Source organism: Roseicyclus sp. (assembly GCF_052168335.1).
Classification (GTDB): domain Bacteria; phylum Pseudomonadota; class Alphaproteobacteria; order Rhodobacterales; family Rhodobacteraceae; genus Roseibacterium.
The window spans coordinates 1-1,179 of the sequence record NZ_JBQLZP010000277.1; the positions used below are offsets into that span (position 1 = coordinate 1).

The following is a 1,179-nucleotide window of genomic DNA, read 5'->3' on the forward strand; positions in this document are numbered from 1 at the left end:
TGCGATTCATGCGTCTGCGTCCCTCACCTTTGCCCATCCATGCCTAGTGCATGTCGGGCACGGCGTCACGGGCACCGGCGCGGCCCGCGCGCGCCGGCAGGCAGGAGTATCCGTTGCAGTGGCGGTCGGTTAGCATTCGGCGTGCCGGGGCGCTCCCCCCAACCAGTCCGGATCCCTCATGACCGCACCGCCCGCCGACATCCGCCGCCTCTGGTTCCTCGACACGCTCGTGCTGATCCGCGTCAGCCACCTCGACGGCGCGGACGGCATCTCGGTGCTCGAGCACCGCGCCCGGCAGGGCGACTCGCCGCCGCTGCACATCCATCGGACCGAGGACGAGATCTTCCACGTGCTGGAGGGCCGGCTGCGGTTCCGGATCGCGGAGACCGAGCGGCACGCGGGCGCAGGCGAGATCCTGCTCGCCCCCCGCCGCATTCCGCACACCTACCGGGTCGAGTCCAGCGAGGCGCGCTTCCTCACCATCACCGGCGGCCGGGATTTCGAGCGCATGATCCGCGGCCTCGGCCGACCCGCGACGGCGGACGCGCTGCCCATGCCCGCCGGCCCGCCCACGCCGGAGCAGGCGCGCGCGCTGGAGGAGGCGTGCGGCCGGCACGACATCCTGCTGGTCGGTCCGCCGCTGGGATAGCGGCGCGGGCCACGTCGGAAGCGGGCGAAACAGGACCCGCCCGGCTGCTCGCGCCGCGCGGTCACCGGCCGACTGGGCGTTTCGGCCACCTCTCTCTCGCTGGTCGAGCGCGGTGCCGAACGGCCTACCGAGGCCTGCCTTCGTCGCCTCGCCGCCGAGCTCGGCCGCAATGCCGATTCGCTGCTGCCGCGTGCCGGCCGGCTCGCCGCGGATGTCGCGCAGATGGGTTCAGGACCGACGCGGGGATCGTGCGGCAGTTCGTCGCCATGCCGCTCGGCCGCGGCTGCACGGTCGAGGAGCAGGTCACGGGGGAGGCCGAATGGGGCGGCGTGCGGCTGCTCGCCCATCCGCTGAAGGCCGAGCGGTGGCGCGAGCGGCAGGGCCTGCGCCTGCGTCCATCCGTGCGGGCCTGCCCTGGTTTGACTGGTATGGCGAGGAGGCGCCGGTCGCGCTGCCGCGCCCGTCGGTGCTGCGGCGCACCCGCTCGGTCTTCGGGCTGTCGCGGCCCAAGGGCGGGACGGTGGGGCCCG

At 74.2% G+C, this 1,179-nt stretch carries 1 protein-coding gene and 1 pseudogene; both read left to right on the top strand.

What is annotated here, in order from left to right; translation table 11 throughout:
• Positions 1-178: 178 nt before the first annotated feature.
• Positions 179-649 (top strand): cupin domain-containing protein, encoded by a 471-nt coding sequence (locus ACTS11_RS08415; RefSeq protein WP_442639878.1) that lies wholly within the window; start codon positions 179-181, stop codon positions 647-649.
• A 27-nt stretch (positions 650-676) separates the two neighbouring features.
• Positions 677-1,003 (top strand): annotated as a pseudogene (locus tag ACTS11_RS08420) (helix-turn-helix domain-containing protein); the annotation flags it as partial.
• Between the last annotated feature and the right edge of the window lie 176 nt (positions 1,004-1,179).